The organism is Streptomyces sp. NPDC057702, from assembly GCF_042799315.1.
In the GTDB taxonomy this organism is placed as follows: Bacteria; Actinomycetota; Actinomycetes; order Streptomycetales; family Streptomycetaceae; genus Streptomyces.
Genome location: NZ_JBHVJC010000074.1, coordinates 11,130 through 12,428 on the forward strand (window position 1 = coordinate 11,130; position 1,299 = coordinate 12,428).

Consider the following 1,299-nt stretch of genomic DNA (forward strand, 5'->3'; position numbering starts at 1 on the left):
GGCTCGACCCCTGAGCCCGCCGTCCCCGGGCCCATCCGTCGGCCTCGACCACGTGGGCCCGTCCGCCCCGGCGCCCGGCCGCTCGGGCTCGCCCCCACTGAGCCCAGTCGCGCCAGGCCCAGCCGCGCCAGGCCCAGCCACCACCCGGGCCCAGTCGCGCCAGACCCAGCCACCACCCGGGCCCGGCCACAACCCAGGCCGGTCGGCGCCCCGGTCCACGGCGGCCCGCCGTCCGTCCTGCGCCTGTCGCCCCCGTGGCCCGCCGTCCGTCCGTCGCCGGTCACCCCTGTGGACCCCGGCCCGGATCGGACCCGCTGTCCGTGGCGGGCCCCCGTTCGGGGCGGGCGCGCCGCCTGTGTGGCCCGGGTCGGCCGCCGGGGCCGGGGTGGGGTCGCCTCGTCCGCGCTTCCGGGGGCCGGGCGGCCGTGGTGGTGGGGGCCAGGGGAGTACGGCGGGGGCTGTGGTGGTGGGGGACGCGTCGGGTGGGGTTGGCCGGGGGCCGGGAGGCCCCGAGCGGGTGGGTACGCGATGTCGCCTCGGGGTCGGTGGCCGGGGGCGTCGGCCAGCCCGTTCGGTACGGGCCCCGGGGCCGGCGGTGGGGGCGTCCGGGGTGCGCTCGCCGCTCGGGTCGGCGCGCGGGGCCGAGGGTCCGCTGGGCCGGGCCCCGGCGAACGGGACGGCGCGGAGATCGGCCCGCCCGGTCCGGGGCACACACGCGCCGTGGCCGGGGTGGAGCATCCGCCCAGTGGCTCGCGTCGGCGGGGAGCACCGCGCGGCGCGGTCGGTGGCGTCGCCTGCGGGCCGCGGCGCGGAGCAGCGGGCGGTGGCGTCGCCCGAGCCGGGCGACGGCGAGCGGCGGAGACCAGGAGACCAGCGGAGGCCAGGAGACCAGGAGGCCAGCGGAGACCAGGAGGCCAGCGGAGGCCAGGAGACCAGGAGGCCAGAAGGACAGCGGAGGCCAGCGGAGGCCGACGAAGAACAGCGGCGGGGCGAACGCGGTTTCCGAGGGGGCGGTTCGGCGGCCACTCGTCGTGTCCGGGCGCGCGGTGGTCGCGGTCCGGCGGCGGGCAACCGGTCGGGCGTTCCGTGAGGGGATGGCCGGTGACGGGGCGGCCGGCGGTGGCTACGACGTGCCTGTGCCGGGTCGCAGCGGAGGAGGCGACCGATTCCGCCGGGCCACGGCCCGTCGCGCGGGTGCGGCCGGGGGCCCGGGCGCGGGGCGGGCGTTACGCGAGGAGTGGCCCCCCCCCCCCGGGGGGGGGGGGGCAACACCCGCCCCAACCCCGGGGGCCGGGCGGC